Here is a 16,105-nt window from a genome sequence, read left to right on the forward strand (position 1 = left end):
CAAAACACCGTTTTATTTCTTTTTACTGCGCAATGATGAAATTAACGCATTTGCATTTTTCGGTGGTCATGTTGGCGTTCATACTGGCTTATTTTTAAATGCTGACAACGAAAGTGAATTGGCATCAGTACTTGCACACGAAATTACTCACGTAACTCAACGTCATCTTGCGCGCTCACTTGAAGCACAAGAGAAAAGTTCTACGGCTACGATTGTGGGTATGTTAGGAGCTATTTTATTAACCATAGCAGCCCCTCAAGCAGGTATGGCTGCACTAGCGACAACCCAAGCACTATCAACACAAGCAAAAATTAACTATACCCGCTCAAATGAGCAAGAGGCCGACCGTATTGGCATGCAAACTCTTGTTGATGCAGGGTTCGATCCCAATGCTGCCGCCACATTTTTCGGTCAGCTGGCTATTCGTTATCGTTTTACCACCACCCCACCACAAATGTTACTGACGCATCCATTACCAGAGTCTCGAATTACAGAAGCCCGTAACCGTGCGGCTCAATACGCTAAACGATATGTACCTAACAGCCTTAACTTTCAATTAGCCAAAGCGCGTATCCAAGTGCGTTTTTCAAGTTTAAGTGACGATGCGGCATTATCTTTATTTGAACAACAACTCAAAAAGAATGAATATACTTTTAAAGAGGCTGCTCTCTACGGCAAAGCGCTGGCACTTTTCCGTTTACAGAAATTTGATCAAGCTGAGGTCATCATTGATGACTTGCTTAAACAAGATGACAATAATTTGTTTTATATCGATACCAAAACAGATTTATTAGATCAGAAAAAAGACTATACAAATGCCATCGCATTATTAGAAGCGCAACGGAAAATAAAACCAACTTCACAGGTGATCAATACTAACTTAGCCAATATTTATGTGCAGGCTGATCAGCCCCAAAAAGCCATTCCGCTTTTAGAGGAACTGATATTTTTCGATAAGCAGAATATGCTGCCTTATCAAATTATGGCTGATGCGTACCGCAAGTTAGATAACAAAGCCCTCGAGTATTACAGTAATGCTGAATTTATGGCCTTATCAGCTAATTACAAGGGAGCGATTGACCAACTCAACTATGCTTATCGCTATTCAGATGGTAAAACCTTACAACTGGCAAGAATTGAAGCAAGAATAAGACAATTTAGACAAGCTGATAGGGAAATGGAGGCGTTAAAGTAGCCGCAATAATTTAACCTTACAAGCCATTCTTTGATAGAATGATGGCAAACAATAAATGAATTTATTGTTTGCCATTTTTTAATGACGGACTCTAAACATGACAACTGCAAAAACAATTATTTACCATAACCCGCGCTGCTCAAAAAGCCGTGAAACCTTAGCATTACTGCAGGCTAATAACGCCGATATCACAGTCGTTGAATATTTAAAGACGCCGCCATCCGCCACGGAAATACAGACCATATTACAGCTTCTGGGTTTAACGGCGCGCCAGCTAATGCGAACCAAAGAAGATGAATATAAAAGCCAATACTTAGCAGATGCATCCTTATCAGAAGCGCACCTTATTGCTGCTATGGTAGCAACACCTAAGTTAATTGAACGCCCAATTGTGCTAGCCAACAATAAAGCTGCTATTGGCCGTCCTCCTGAAAATGTTTTGTCTATTCTGTAACGAGTACCATAATGACTTCCCAAACCTTGTTTCAACTAAGCCGAATCGGTTACCTTGCGTTACTCCTACTGCTTAGCGGTTGGTTTATTCAACAAGGCATCAATGGCACCTATTCGCTAGGGTTCAGCTTAATATGGATTGTACCTTTATTATTTCCGCTAAAAGGTATTTTAACTGGTAATCCTTATACTTATGCATGGGCCAGCTTTATTCTGTGTGTGTATTTATTGCATGGCTTAACCCTGGCTTACATCACTACCGATGCGTTTGTGTTTGCGGTGATTGAATCAGTACTAATTGGCATTCTATTAATCACTTTTCCATTTTATGCCCGCAAGCGAGGTAGAGAGCTAGGATTAGGGCTAAAGAAAAAGTCTGAGCAACAATAAACCACCTTCATTTTTGTTGTTTATCTAAGCGCTTTCGGGCGCTTTTTTGTTGATTGCATTTAAACAAGACAGCATGCTACATTTATCCGTTAACAAGATGTTGCATAGTATGTTTTTTAATAACAACAAAATAATCATGGAGTGGTTTAATGCCGTTATCGCAAAAATTAGGGCCCTACAGCCTTTTAGCCTGTGCCATGTTAGTTAGCGCATGCGGAGGAGATTCAAACAATAACGATCAAGGTACGCCTACCTCATCCGCTTTCGAAATTTGCAGTGAAAATATCACTTACTCTATTGCCGACACAAACTCTCAACTGACTTTTATTGTTGAACACCATTATGCCAAAGACAAACCCGGTAGCATTATTGCCAATCTCAATCAACAAGACAGTATTGGTAAAACATTTTTGTGGCAGCAGATTTCAGGACCAAGCCTTGAACTAACAGCAGTCAATAGCCAAGTTTTAGCATTCACACCGACAAGTAACCAAGATTACGCTTTTAAGGTGACTGTCTCTGGCGATAACATCAGTATAGAAGAAATGGTATCCATTACTGCCGATTCAGCTGACAATATTCTACGTATTAACAGCGATCATCAAATGGTCAATAGAACTGATGCGAGTTTACGTATACAGAATATTAACGGCCAAGTACCTGAAAATATTAGCTGGTGCATGTATCCTAGTGATAATAATAAAGCCTTTACTAACGTGGATTTAAGTGACATTACTAGGCCACTGTTTGTTGCGCCAAACGTCGATACCGATCAACTCTTCAGTCTTAAAGCCACGGCCTCATTTGATGGCCAAACGATAAGTGATGACGTCAATTTACTCGTAACCAAAGAAAAAGCGGCCCCAGCGGACGCCTACTTCAGTTATCCCGTTGCACGAACGCACGCTTACAAGCATGACTCACCTTATGCTAACCAACTGGCCTCTTGTGTTTACTCGAATCAATTCGTTGAGCCATGCAATATTGTTAATGTGCTGCCCTTCATTAGCCAAGATACTAATCCAGACCCGATTGATACTATTATGGACAGAGTACTCGTTTCACACGACTGGATGGCAGCAAACTTTGAAGCCTATTTACGTGCACAAACTCACAATGATTTTGTAGAATTGCTGCAATCAGTGACTGCTATCGTCATCAGTTACGATATTAGACCGGCCTTTTATGCTGGTTATATAGGAGCAATATATTTAGACCCTGAATACCTGTGGCTAACTTCAGCACAGCGAGATACGATTAATGAAACGCCTGATTATCGTAGCAACTTTGGTGAAGAGCTTAATTATCTCTCGCCATATCGTTATGTCAAAAACAACGATTATGCTGGTCAATATATAGAAATAGGCAATCGTACTAACCGTACCATGGAGAATATGTCTTCTAATCTAGCCAGGCTCTTATATCACGAACTTGCTCATGCAAATGATTATTACCCACAAAGCATACATGCAAATATTCAAGGTCCAACCTTAAAAGAAGAATATCAACGTCGTTATGAGGCTAATGCGATGACCTCTGATCAACTCAACATCCGCTACCCATTAACCAGTACTGAGATGTATGGTCTTGCAAACGTTAACTACTCTGGCGAGTCAGCAAATAATACCCAAAAAGCTTATACACCAAGTGACGTCGCACAATTTTTTGCCAACGATCTTGCCAACGATGACTATGCTTATTCATCAACACGAGAAGATGCAGCGATGCTATTTGAAGAAGTGATGATGAGCCATCGATATGGTATTTTGCGTGATATCGCGATTACTGACAAACCAGAAGTTGCCACAAGTTCAACCATTGTGGTTGAATGGGGTCAGCGCGGCCGTATCGGCCAACCTGAGTTATATGATCGTGCCAGCTATGTTGTGAGCCAAATGTTACCTGCAATAGGGGTAACACAAGTGATGGATGGTTTGCCTGCACCTGTGGCGTTAGTTAACGGTCTGAGTTGGGCACAAAATTTAGTGCTAACAACTGATCCATCAAAATCATCACAGAAAGTCTCATCACAAGCTGAACAAAATGCTGTTGACCCTCGACCATTACAATTTAGTGGCAATGATCATCTGCAGCAATAAGTCATTAACTCACTAAACAAAAACGCCAAATGAATTCATTTGGCGTTTTTATTATCTAATAGGATAGACTGACAACGATAATTTTTTATAAGGAATTATAGTCTAAGCATCTCTTTTATAAATGGAATAGTCAGTTTTCGCTGATGTACCATAGAGGCTTTATCGAGTTTATCGAGCACATCAAACAAGGTGCGTAAATCACGAGCCATACGAGTGAGTAAAAAACGCCCTACTTCATCAGATAACTGCAAGCCACGCATTGCCGCGCGGCGTTGTAATGCAAGCAGTTTTTCATCATCAGCCATAGGTTGCAGTTGATATATGAGTCCCCACTGCATTCGAGAAACCAAATCGGGCAGTAAAAAACCCGTTTCTGAAGGTGAAGCTTTACCGCTCACAATCAAACGACAATCTTGTTGCTCTGCAATACGATTATACAAATGAAAAATGGCTTCTTCCCATACAGGGTGGCCCGCTATCGCTTCAACATCGTCAATACAAATCAAGTCAAGCGATTCTAGGCCCTCAAACAAGGCCGGAGAAATACTTGCGTGAATGCCAAGTGGGATATACAAAGTACGGCGGTCTAAGTCGTTAGCATGAGCGCAAGCAGCATGCATTAAATGTGTTCGGCCTGACTTTTCGGGACCATAAAGATATAAAGAAGAAGCCAAGGATCCCTCAGCACTGGCTTGAAGTTTTTGGATCAACTCGTCATTACCCGAAGCGGGGTAATAACTCTGAAAAGTTTCATCGTCAGGTAAATAAACGGGTAAAGATAATTGTCTTGGTGAGTTTTGTGTCACTCAGATAGGTCTCAAAATCATAAACGAACTAACATCATTATACCTAAGTGAGTCCATTATGCGAATATAGGCAATAAGCCTCAACATAAAGATGCCTCAGATACAGCATTTCACGCTATACGATAAAACAGTATAGCGCACCGATTGATCATACTTATTGACCCAACCATTGATAAATCAACTTAGGTTTAGTTTTGTCAGTAGTTGACTCATAAAATGAATCGACACTGCCCACAGTATCTAATTGTGATAAGCGGCTATCAATATTAAGCAACCGCTGCAAATCATCTAAATTACTAAACAAGTCAATAGTATAAGTGGCAGAATCGCCCTTAAACTGGCTTAATGTTATCGACTTAACGGCACTAAGCTGACGAAGGTAACGTTCAACATTCACCACTTGAGTCATATTATTTAATCCGGTAAATCTGACTTGTGTTGTAAGGTCACCGCCTGTAGAAGCAATAGCATATTGACTAATATAATAATCCGCCAGAATACTCATCATACTTTTGGTAGCTTGTTGATAATCGGTGGCATCACCTTGTTGAGAAATTAAAGCCACCAACACACCATTAGTTCTGTTTTTATCGAATAATTTAATGCTGTAATTTAGGTTGCTGCCTTGGGTATCAATATTGGCAACAGCAAAGTAATCAGCTTGGTAACGGGTTGATGCTTTGGCTAATACATCGGTAAACATACCACGCACATCAGTAATGCTCACTTGCATAACATCATCTAAATCCATAATAGGCAACAATAATGGAATGCCTTTATTATTAGACTCTTGGGCTAAATCAGTACGTATATCTGTGGCCGAATCATCAGCTAAAATAGTTTGCTGATTATTTTCATCAACGGATATCCACAACAAGGTTAATGGCCGCTGGCTCCCCCAAACAGGTAAACCGGCTTCGCGTAATGTTGAAATCACCCGCTGATGGTCAAAACTGGCTTTGAGCATCAACTCACCATTTGACTCATAATAACCATATTGAGTCAAAATGACCTCAGGGGCATTAATTTGAGCTTTAACTAGGGGGTGAAGCACCACACTAGGTAAACCAGAATTTTTCAAGAAAACAGCAGCTAATGCCTCTTTTAGCGCATTATCTTTTACATCATTTGCACGTGAACTCACCGCAATATCGGCTTCATCTAACTTGCCGACTTCAGCAGCATACACAGTCGCAATAGAGGTTAATGCAATTATCGGTAACACAATGAGATTAATTAGTTTTTTCAGCATCAGATAACATAAACGCAGCAAATATAAGTGAACAAATTATATCATAATAAAATTCTATCGAGTAATGGATAACGAAAACTCTTTTTTACTACTGCCAAATTGACCCTATATTGTAGCCATATCAAATAACATTAATCGCTACAACGTCCTCAAAGTTGTTATGCATATGATAGCTTTTATGTGACAATTCGCGCCGTTTGAGCACACGCTAACTTTCTAAATACTGATGGAGAACAATATGAAACGCGTGTTAATTCCGCTACAGGGCGCACAAATGTTATTTGTCGCTTTTGGTGCGCTTGTACTAATGCCGTTATTGACGGGTTTAGATACCAGTGTCGCCTTATTTACAGCCGGTTTCGGTACCCTTCTGTTTCAATTAGTCACTAAACGCCAAGTTCCTGTATTTCTCGCTTCTTCCTTTGCCTTTATCGCCCCCATTTTATATGGCGTACAAACATGGGGTATTCCAGCCACCATGGGTGGTTTAATGGCAGCTGGCGCAGTTTACATGCTACTTGGGCTAACGGTAAAACTGCGCGGCACAGGATTTATTCATACCCTGTTACCCCCTGTGGTTGTCGGCCCAGTAATTATGATCATCGGTTTAGGCTTAGCGCCAGTCGCTGTCAATATGGCATTAGGTAAAAGTGGTGATGGTAGCTTAGTCATCGTTGAGCCCAATATTGCCCTAATAATTTCTCTTTCAGCCTTAACGACTACAATAATCGTGGCGATTTTTGCTAAAGGATTAGTTCGTTTAATGCCTATTCTGGCCGGTATTTTAGTCGGCTATGGCACTAGCTTAGCCTTTGGTGTTGTTGATTTTACGCCCGTAAGTGAAGCCGCTTGGTTAGCTATGCCAAACTTTGTTGCCCCAGAGTTTAACTGGCAAGCTATTTTATTTATGATCCCAGTGGCCATTGCGCCTGCCGTTGAACACATTGGTGATATTTTGGCTATTTCAAATGTGACAGGTAAAGATTATTTTAAAAAGCCTGGCTTACATCGCACCCTGACTGGTGACGGTATTGCCACAATTGCAGCAGCAGCATTGGGTGGTCCACCTAACACCACATACAGTGAGGTAACTGGCGCGGTGACACTCACTAAAAGTTTTGACCCTCGCATTATGACGTGGACAGCGATTACCGCAATTACCTTAGCTTTTGTTGGCAAACTGGGCGCCATGATGCAAACAATTCCCGTTCCCGTCATGGGTGGCATAATGTGCCTACTCTTTGGCTCAATTGCTGCTGTGGGATTAAACACCCTAATTCGTCATCAAGTCGATTTGTCTGAACCCCGTAATCTCAGTATTGTTGGGGTAACGTTAGTGTTCGGTATTGGTGGCATGGCATTTGGCATTGGCTCATTTAGTTTAACCGGTATCAGCTTATGCGGGATTGTGGCTATTTTGATGAACTTGATTTTACCAGCGATAAAAAAGCCACCAACTGAGGCATAACCTCTTTAACATAGAAGCTGCTTAATCAGTAAGGCGCTATAAAAAAGCCCCAATCGCAAATTGCGATTGGGGCTTTTTAATCAGTGCATTAAACACTCAATCAATACTCATTACTCTGCAGCGTTTTCGGTGCGGAATTTATCAGCAGTCGCTTTAATGATTGGCTGAAGTTCACCTTTTTGGAACATTTCAGTGATGATATCACAACCACCAATCAACTCGCCTTCAACCCATAGCTGTGGGAATGTTGGCCAGTTAGCAAATTTTGGTAGTTCAGCACGAATATCTGGGTGCTGTAAAATATCTACGAAGGCAAATTGTTCACCACAATTGATCATCACTTGAGCAACTTGAGATGAAAATCCACAGCTTGGTAGCTTAGGTGAACCTTTCATGTACACAATAATTGGGTTTTCGCTAATTTGCTGTTTAATCTTTTCTACAGTTTCCATTGGATTTCCTAAGTACGACGAATGAACACATAACGACTATTGTACGACACCTAGACAAAGAACAAAATGCCACAGTTTGTAGGGTTTATCTAAAATCCATTAAATAGCTACAGCAATCCAGATAATTCCCAAACAATGATTCACATCACAAAAATAATCAGTACAATAGAAGTAGAGCAATGTTACCTGATTGGTAAACAAAACGATAACCTGAATCCATGGAGAGATACTAATGGCTTTCGAACTACCAGCTTTACCTTATGCAAAGAACGCACTTGAACCACACATTTCTCAAGAAACCATTGAGTTCCATTATGGTAAGCATCACAACACTTACGTGGTAAAACTAAACGGTTTAGTTGAAGGAACTGAATTTGCTAACAAAACGCTAGAAGAAGTTGTTAAAACTTCAACTGGTGGTATGTTCAACAACGCCGCTCAAGTTTGGAACCACACTTTTTACTGGAACTGTTTAGCGCCTAACGCTGGCGGCGAAGCAACTGGCGATATCGCTGCTGCTATCAATGCATCTTTTGGTTCTTTTGAAGAATTCAAAGCTAAATTTACCGATTCTGCAGTCAACAACTTCGGTAGTGCTTGGACTTGGTTAGTTAAAAAAGCTGACGGTTCATTAGCCATTGTTAACACTAGTAATGCTGCTACACCGTTAACAGATGAATCAGTGACTATTTTATTAACTGTAGACGTATGGGAACATGCTTACTACGTTGATTATCGTAACGCACGTCCAGAGTATTTAGCGCACTTCTGGCAACTTGTTAACTGGGAATTTGTTAACAAGAACTTTGCTGCTTAATCTTCATTAGCTGCAAAAAACTAAAGGAGCCTTTTGGCTCCTTTTTTTGAATCTTTTCTTACCACAAAGCATGACTCACATCACACTTCTATTTTTGCAACTATTGCAAATGCTACTGTTTGTCTTTGTTTTTATTTAATTTATTTTCCATTAAAACTTCGCCAAGTCATTTACCCTGTCCTACACTTTACTCGTAAAGCCTAATATTGCGCTAATTGGTCCAGTAATATAGTTAAACCATTGCGTTAGCCACAGAGGCGTTTTACGTAATACTACTGCATGTTTTGAGGGGGTTATTATGGGTATTTTTGAGCATTATCAACAACGATATCAACAAAAACGCGACGAAGAATATACCTTGGAGCAATTTCTTGATATTTGTAAACAAGACAAAAGTGCCTATGTATCTGCTGCCGAACGCTTATTAATGGCCATTGGTGAACCGCAGATTATCGACACAGCAAAAAATCCTGTCTTAAGCCGTATTTTTTCTAATCGTGTTATTGCAAGCTATCCCGCATTCAAAGACTTTTATGGTATGGAAGACGCGATTGAACAGATTGTGGCTTATTTAAAACATTCTGCTCAAGGCTTGGAAGAATCAAAACAAATTTTATATCTTCTCGGTCCTGTTGGTGGCGGTAAATCGTCCATTGCCGAAAAACTCAAGGTACTTATGCAGCATGTGCCTATTTACATACTAAGTGCTGATGGGGTTCGTAGTCCGGTTAACGACCATCCTTTTTGCTTGTTTGATCCCGAAGAAGACAGTCAGTTACTGAACAATGAATACCAGATCCCGAGTCGTTATATCAAAACAATCATGTCTCCATGGGCAGTAAAACGTTTACACCAATACGGTGGCGATATTTCAAAGTTCAAAGTAGTAAAAGTATATCCATCGGTGCTAGACCAAATCGGCATTGCTAAAACAGAACCCGGTGATGAAAACAACCAAGATATTTCAGCTTTAGTCGGTAAAGTCGATATTCGTCAATTAGAGCATTTCTCACAAGATGATGCTGATGCCTATGCCTACTCAGGTGCATTATGCAGAGCAAACCAAGGCTTAATGGAATTTGTCGAAATGTTTAAGGCACCGATTAAGGTATTACATCCATTATTGACAGCAACCCAGGAAGGTAATTACAACAGTACTGAGGGCTTATCAGCACTACCGTACAACGGCATTATTTTAGCCCATTCGAATGAATCAGAATGGTCAACGTTTAGAAATAATAAAAACAATGAAGCATTTTTAGATCGCGTCTATATCGTCAAAGTGCCCTACTGCTTGAGGGTTTCTGAAGAAATGGCGATCTACCAAAAACTATTAGCCAATTCAGAATTATCAAACGCATCTTGTGCCCCAGGCACCTTAGAAACATTGGCACAATTTAGTGTGCTCTCTCGCTTAAAAGCACCGGATAACTCATCTATTTATTCCAAGATGCGTGTATACAATGGTGAAAGCTTAAAAGATACCGACCCAAAAGCAAAGTCCTACCAAGAATACCGTGACTACGCTGGCGTAGATGAAGGAATGCAAGGACTATCCACCCGCTTTGCCTTTAAAATTCTATCCAGAGTGTTTAACTTTGACAGTGCAGAAATAGCCGCAAATCCAGTGCACTTATTTTATGTACTCGAAAAACAAATTGAGCAAGAACAATTTCCAAATGAAGTAAGTGAAAAATATTTAGAGTTCCTTAAAGGTTATTTAATCCCTAAGTATGTTGAATTTATTGGCAAGGAAATACAAACCGCTTACCTTGAGTCCTATTCAGAATACGGCCAAAATATTTTTGACCGCTATGTTACTTATGCCGATTTTTGGATTCAAGATCAAGAATATCGAGATCCCGAAACCGGACAACTGTTCGATCGTGGGGCACTCAATGCAGAACTGGAAAAAATAGAAAAACCTGCTGGAATTAGTAATCCAAAAGACTTCCGTAATGAGATTGTTAACTTTGTTCTGCGAGCTCGCGCCAACAATGAAGGCAATAATCCGTTGTGGACCAGTTATGAAAAATTACGCGTTGTGATAGAGAAAAAAATGTTTTCTAACACTGAGGATTTACTGCCAGTGATTTCATTTAACGGCAAAACATCCAATGACGATCAGCGTAAGCATGACGATTTTGTTAATCGTATGATGGAAAAAGGCTACACCAAAAAACAAGTCAGATTATTGTCAGAATGGTATTTACGAGTGCGCAAATCATCGTAAAACGCTAGGTTGGCAGAGTCAGCCCTTGCTGACTTTGCCATGAATTAGACTTGGGAGAGGCGTATGGCAAATTTTATTGATAGACGACTCAATGCAAAAGGAAAAAGCACCGTCAATCGGCAGCGTTTTATTGAGCGCTATAAAAAACAAATCAAAAAAGCTGTCGGAGAAGCTGTCACTCGTCGCAGTGTTACTGATATTGATAAAGGTGAACAGATTAGCATTCCAACTCGAGACCTTAGTGAACCTGTTTTCAGACAAGGCCAAGGTGGCAGAAGGGATCGAGTACACCCTGGGAATGATCAATTTAATCGCGGTGACCAAGTTCAACGACCTAAATCTGGCCAAGGCGGTTCTGGGCAAGGTGATGCATCAAATAGCGGTGACGGTGATGATGATTTTGTATTTACTATCTCAAAAGACGAATATCTAGAGTTACTGTTCGACGATCTCGAACTGCCTAATTTACAAAAAAATCAGCTAAATAAATTAGTTGAATATCAAACCTATCGAGCGGGATTTACCAATGATGGCGTGCCCGCTAACATTAATATTGTCAGATCGTTGCGTTCATCTTTGGCGAGACGAATTACCATGAGCGGTGGCAAAAAGAAAGCGCTACAGGCATTGGAAGCCGAACTTGTCATGCTGGAGGACACGCCAGGTGCTCAAGCAGAAAGAATTTTAGCCATAAAGGAACAGATATTATTACTCAAGCAGCAAATCGCAAAAGTACCTTTTATCGATACTTTTGATTTGCGCTTTAACAACTATGCCAAACGTGAAATCCCTTCTAGCCAAGCGGTAATGTTTTGTCTGATGGATGTATCTGGATCAATGGATCAAGAAACCAAAGATATGGCTAAGCGTTTCTATATATTACTTTACCTCTTCCTGACGCGCAGTTATCAAAATCTTGAGGTGGTGTATATTCGTCATCATACACAGGCTAAAGAAGTCGACGAACATGAGTTTTTTTACTCACAAGAAACTGGCGGGACTATCGTATCAAGTGCATTAAAGCTAATGCATGAAATACAGCAAGCACGCTACCCAGAAAATGAATGGAATATTTATGCCGCTCAAGCCTCTGACGGTGATAATTGGGCCGATGACTCGCCAGCCTGCTATGACATTTTAGCAAAACATATTTTGCCAAAGGTTCGCTATTTTAGTTACATAGAAATAACCCATCGCGCTCATCAGACGTTATGGCACCAATATGAGAAACTGCAACAGCAATTTGACAACATTGCAGTACAGAATATTACCCACGTAGAAGACATATACCCAGTATTTCGTGAACTCTTTAAAAAACAAGCTATGTAGGGGGGTGATCATGGTGAATATAAAACGTAGCCCATTAGATGATGGACCCGAGTGGACATTTGACTTACTGCAACAATATCAACATGAAATTGAAAATGCAGCGACATTTTTTAAACTTGAAACTTACCCAAATCAAATTGAAATTATTACTGCTGAACAAATGATGGATGCCTATGCTGGCATTGGTATGCCCATTGGTTATACCCACTGGTCATTTGGCAAGCGATTTATCCAAACAGAGCAAGGCTATAAGCGTGGCCAGATGGGCTTGGCATACGAAATTGTGATTAATTCAAACCCATGTATTGCCTATTTAATGGAAGAAAATACCATTACCATGCAAGCATTAGTCATGGCGCACGCTTGTTATGGTCATAATAGTTTTTTTAAAAATAACTATTTATTCGATACTTGGACCGATGCCAGCTCGATTATCGATTATTTAGTCTTTGCTAAAAATTATATCCGCGAATGTGAGTTACGTTATGGGGTTGAACAAGTTGAGTTAATTCTCGACTCTTGTCATGCATTGATGAATTACGGTGTTGACCGCTATAAACGTCCAGCAGAAGTGTCACTGAAGCAAGAGCAAGAAAAACAGCAGCAACGTGAAGATTATTTACAGAGCCAAGTCAATGACTTGTGGCGAACTCTGCCAACATCACCACAAAAAGAAACGCCAGAAACAAGTACTATTTTCCCAAGTGAGCCCCAAGAAAACATTTTATATTTTATTGAAAAAAATGCCCCATTACTGGCTTCATGGCAACGTGAATTAGTCCGAATTGTTCGTAAAATGGCGCAATATTTTTATCCACAAAAACAAACTCAAGTGATGAATGAAGGTTGGGCGACATTTTGGCATTACACCATACTCAATCATTTATACGATAATGGTAAAGTCACTGACCGTTTTATGATGGAGTTTTTGCAAAATCATACTGCTGTGGTTACGCAACCTGCCTACAATAGCCCTTACTATAATGGCATAAACCCTTATGCCTTAGGTTTTGCAATGTTTGTCGATATAAAACGAATTTGCCAAACACCAACCGAGGAAGATAAAAAGTGGTTTCCCGACATTGCCGGCAGTGATTGGCTTGAAACGGTTCACTTTGCGATGAAGCACTTTAAAGATGAGAGTTTTATTAGCCAATATTTATCACCAAAAGTGATTCGTGATTTTAAATTATTTGCTATTTTAGATGATGAAAAACGCAGCCAACTTTCCATTTCGGCCATTCATGATGAGCAAGGTTATCAAGATATCCGCAACACTCTGTCACAACAATATAATTTATCCAATATAGAACCTAATATTCAGGTGCAACAAGTGCAAGTGAATGGCGATCGTTCTATCACCTTACGCTACATCCCCTATGACAGCATCCCACTTGCAGATAACCATCAAGAGGTGTTGAAGCATTTACATCGGCTATGGGGTTTCAATGTCAGCTTAGAGCAAGTAGACGATGTAGGTATTGTGAGGGTATTATCAAGCTGTCCTGAAGCGACAGCATAAAAAAAGCCAATCGACTTGATTGGCTTTTCAAATTGAGATTCAATATCCGAGGTAAATAAATCGGTATTCTCTATTAACGATAAATGCTCAACTCATCACTGTAAATTAAGTATTATCATGGCCCATTTCAGCAGGCAGGTCATCACGCAGCTTTTGCCACATTTTGCCACTTTCAATACCATTGGCTCGCATCAATGCTGGTACATCAATATAATTTTTAGCTTGGGCGAGTTTTTCCAGCTTAAGATAAAAGCTTAGGGTTAATTCACGGGCTTCTTGGCTGGAAAAATAATAACGACCCACACGATTATAAAGGCCTTTAAAGCCATTTAAAATCAATACATATAATGGGTTACCCGATGCAAATGCTAATGTGTGATGCAACTTATAATCAAATGCAGCATAGGCTTCAGCGTTATTTTCTAAACTGTGAATGTCGGCCAAGACTTCAACCACTTTTTCAGGATTGTGGCGAATGGATGCACGAAAATAAATGTTGCTTACGTTACCACGAGCAGCCATGAGTTGATCGACGAGTAATGGAAAACCATCAGGGTTCAAATCAGCAATGGTTTCTAAAATATTTAAACTAGAGGTTTCCCAAAAGTTGTTCACTTGGGTAGGTTTACCATGCTGAATTTTTAACCAACCATCTCGTGCAAGACGCTGCAGAACTTCTCTTAACGTCGTACGAGTGACACCGATAAGTTCTGAGAGCTCACGTTCCGCAGGTAAAATTGATCCGGGTGGAAATTTATTTTCCCAAATGGAACGAACAATATATTTCTCGGCAAAACTCGCTGGCCCTTTGGCATTGATGATCATCAGCCTTCATATCCTATTGCTAAACAATGGCGAAACTATTGCACTGATCATACCAGAGCGGTGGAAAATAAAAACCATTGTTTATTCAGGACGCTCATTACGACTATTTTTTAACCTACTATGAGCCATTACAACTTCAATAATCAGATACTATTCACATTAAATTACTAAAATCATAAACCTATAGCAATTTTATCGATAAAATAACACAAGTTTAGTATATACTCATGTAGCTAGCTTGTTGATGTAATGTAGTATTTTTGGGAGCAAATAACGACATTACAATTCAATTTTGTTTGAGCTACACTAGCAGCGAAAATACAAGAGCCATATCGAGTTTGCCGCATAAATATGTAGGCTAACACATTGTTTGCTATATCAAGACACTATAATTTCACAACAATAAATAGACGGTAATGTTCAATTTGCCTCGATAGGTTATTTGGCGCAAATTAATGAAAAGTTGATATCCATCAAGTTTTTAATATGAAGTTGCTTCTATTCTCCCAGTTCTGTTGAAAATAATAATGTGTTGCTAGCATCAAAAATGGTACCAATACTGTAACAATCACAATATCGGAGAGGCTGCTATGCAGGCAACCAAAAGTCAGGCGCTGTTTGTTAACTTTTTAGGTAATTCACCTAAATGGTACAAATACGCAATTTTGGCATTTTTAGTCATCAACCCCCTGCTCTTTTTCTATGTAAATCCTTTTGTCGCTGGATGGGTGCTAGTGGTGGAATTTATTTTCACTTTAGCTATGGCATTAAAATGTTATCCACTGCAACCGGGTGGTCTTTTAGCCATTCAAGCCGTCATCATAGGAATGACTTCGCCCTCACAAGTGCTACATGAAATAGAAGCTAATTTAGAAGTATTGCTCTTGTTGGTATTTATGGTCGCAGGTATTTACTTTATGAAACAGCTATTGCTGTTTGTATTTACCAAAATGATCACTAAAGTACGCTCAAAAATTATCGTGTCTTTGATGTTTTGTACTGCATCAGCTTTTTTATCAGCCTTCTTAGATGCCTTAACCGTGATTGCGGTAATCATTGCTGTTGCCGTCGGTTTTTACTCTATCTACCACAAAGTCGCATCGGGTAAGAGTTTTAGTGATAATAACGGTCACGATCATACGTCTGAGTCTAGCGGACAATTAAATGATGAAGAATTAGAATCGTTTCGGGCATTTTTACGTAATTTATTAATGCACTCTGGTATCGGTACTGCACTGGGTGGCGTATGTACTATGGTGGGTGA

At 39.9% G+C, this 16,105-nt stretch carries 13 protein-coding genes and 1 pseudogene; 10 read left to right on the forward strand and 4 right to left on the reverse strand.

The features are described from left to right. The 4 genes from H5185_RS16465 to H5185_RS16480 all read left to right on the forward strand — a co-directional run. On the forward strand, window positions 1–1,195 hold a 1,195-nt coding region (locus H5185_RS16465), incomplete at its 5' end, for a M48 family metalloprotease (RefSeq protein WP_182742646.1). A 97-nt stretch (window positions 1,196–1,292) separates the two neighbouring features. Then, window positions 1,293–1,649, forward strand: a complete 357-nt coding sequence (gene arsC, locus H5185_RS16470; protein WP_182742647.1) for an arsenate reductase (glutaredoxin) — start codon at window positions 1,293–1,295, stop codon at window positions 1,647–1,649. 11 nt (window positions 1,650–1,660) lie between these two features. Further along, window positions 1,661–2,038, forward strand: coding sequence for a DUF2069 domain-containing protein (locus H5185_RS16475; RefSeq protein ID WP_124015915.1), 378 nt, complete (start codon window positions 1,661–1,663; stop codon window positions 2,036–2,038). Window positions 2,039–2,187: 149 nt separating this feature from the next. Further along, window positions 2,188–4,137: a hypothetical protein gene (locus tag H5185_RS16480; RefSeq protein ID WP_182742648.1), complete on the forward strand. Its 1,950-nt coding sequence runs from the start codon at window positions 2,188–2,190 to the stop codon at window positions 4,135–4,137. A gap of 95 nt (window positions 4,138–4,232) precedes the next feature. Here the strand turns inward: H5185_RS16480 and hda are convergent, their stop codons facing one another. Both hda and H5185_RS16490 read right to left on the reverse strand, forming a co-directional pair. Beyond that, window positions 4,233–4,943, reverse strand: a complete 711-nt coding sequence (gene hda, locus H5185_RS16485; protein ID WP_124015913.1) for a DnaA inactivator Hda — start codon at window positions 4,941–4,943, stop codon at window positions 4,233–4,235. Between the two features lie 154 nt (window positions 4,944–5,097). Next, window positions 5,098–6,195, reverse strand: a complete 1,098-nt coding sequence (locus H5185_RS16490; protein ID WP_182742649.1) for a DUF2066 domain-containing protein — start codon at window positions 6,193–6,195, stop codon at window positions 5,098–5,100. A 238-nt stretch (window positions 6,196–6,433) separates the two neighbouring features. On the opposite strand from H5185_RS16490, the gene H5185_RS16495 reads away from it, so the two are divergent. Then, entirely contained in the window at window positions 6,434–7,663 is a 1,230-nt protein-coding gene (locus H5185_RS16495) for a uracil-xanthine permease family protein (protein WP_124015911.1), read from the forward strand. A 110-nt stretch (window positions 7,664–7,773) separates the two neighbouring features. On the opposite strand, the gene grxD is transcribed toward H5185_RS16495, so the two are convergent. Then, entirely contained in the window at window positions 7,774–8,115 is a 342-nt protein-coding gene (grxD, locus tag H5185_RS16500; protein ID WP_182742650.1) for a Grx4 family monothiol glutaredoxin, read from the reverse strand. 232 nt (window positions 8,116–8,347) lie between these two features. Between grxD and sodB the strand changes: the two genes are divergently transcribed. From sodB to H5185_RS16520, 4 genes are all read left to right on the forward strand, one after another. Continuing rightward, window positions 8,348–8,932, forward strand: coding sequence for a superoxide dismutase [Fe] (sodB, locus tag H5185_RS16505; protein ID WP_124015910.1), 585 nt, complete (start codon window positions 8,348–8,350; stop codon window positions 8,930–8,932). Window positions 8,933–9,230: 298 nt separating this feature from the next. Beyond that, entirely contained in the window at window positions 9,231–11,165 is a 1,935-nt protein-coding gene (locus H5185_RS16510) for a PrkA family serine protein kinase (RefSeq protein WP_124015909.1), read from the forward strand. Window positions 11,166–11,228: 63 nt separating this feature from the next. Beyond that, window positions 11,229–12,494 carry a YeaH/YhbH family protein gene (locus tag H5185_RS16515; protein WP_182742651.1) on the forward strand — a complete coding sequence of 422 codons (1,266 nt, stop codon included), beginning with the start codon at window positions 11,229–11,231 and terminating at the stop codon, window positions 12,492–12,494. 10 nt (window positions 12,495–12,504) lie between these two features. Next, a complete protein-coding gene (locus tag H5185_RS16520) occupies window positions 12,505–14,016 on the forward strand; it encodes a SpoVR family protein (RefSeq protein WP_182742652.1) in 1,512 nt (503 codons plus the stop codon). Between the two features lie 105 nt (window positions 14,017–14,121). Here H5185_RS16520 and fadR read toward each other — a convergent pair whose 3' ends face one another. Beyond that, window positions 14,122–14,841, reverse strand: a complete 720-nt coding sequence (fadR, locus tag H5185_RS16525; protein ID WP_124015906.1) for a fatty acid metabolism transcriptional regulator FadR — start codon at window positions 14,839–14,841, stop codon at window positions 14,122–14,124. Window positions 14,842–15,431: 590 nt separating this feature from the next. Between fadR and H5185_RS16530 the strand changes: the two are divergent. Next, window positions 15,432–16,105, forward strand: a pseudogene (locus H5185_RS16530) (sodium/proton antiporter); the annotation flags it as partial.

The sequence above is a fragment of the Shewanella sp. SG44-6 genome, from assembly GCF_014164185.1.
GTDB classification, from domain to species: domain Bacteria; phylum Pseudomonadota; class Gammaproteobacteria; order Enterobacterales; family Shewanellaceae; genus Shewanella; species Shewanella vesiculosa.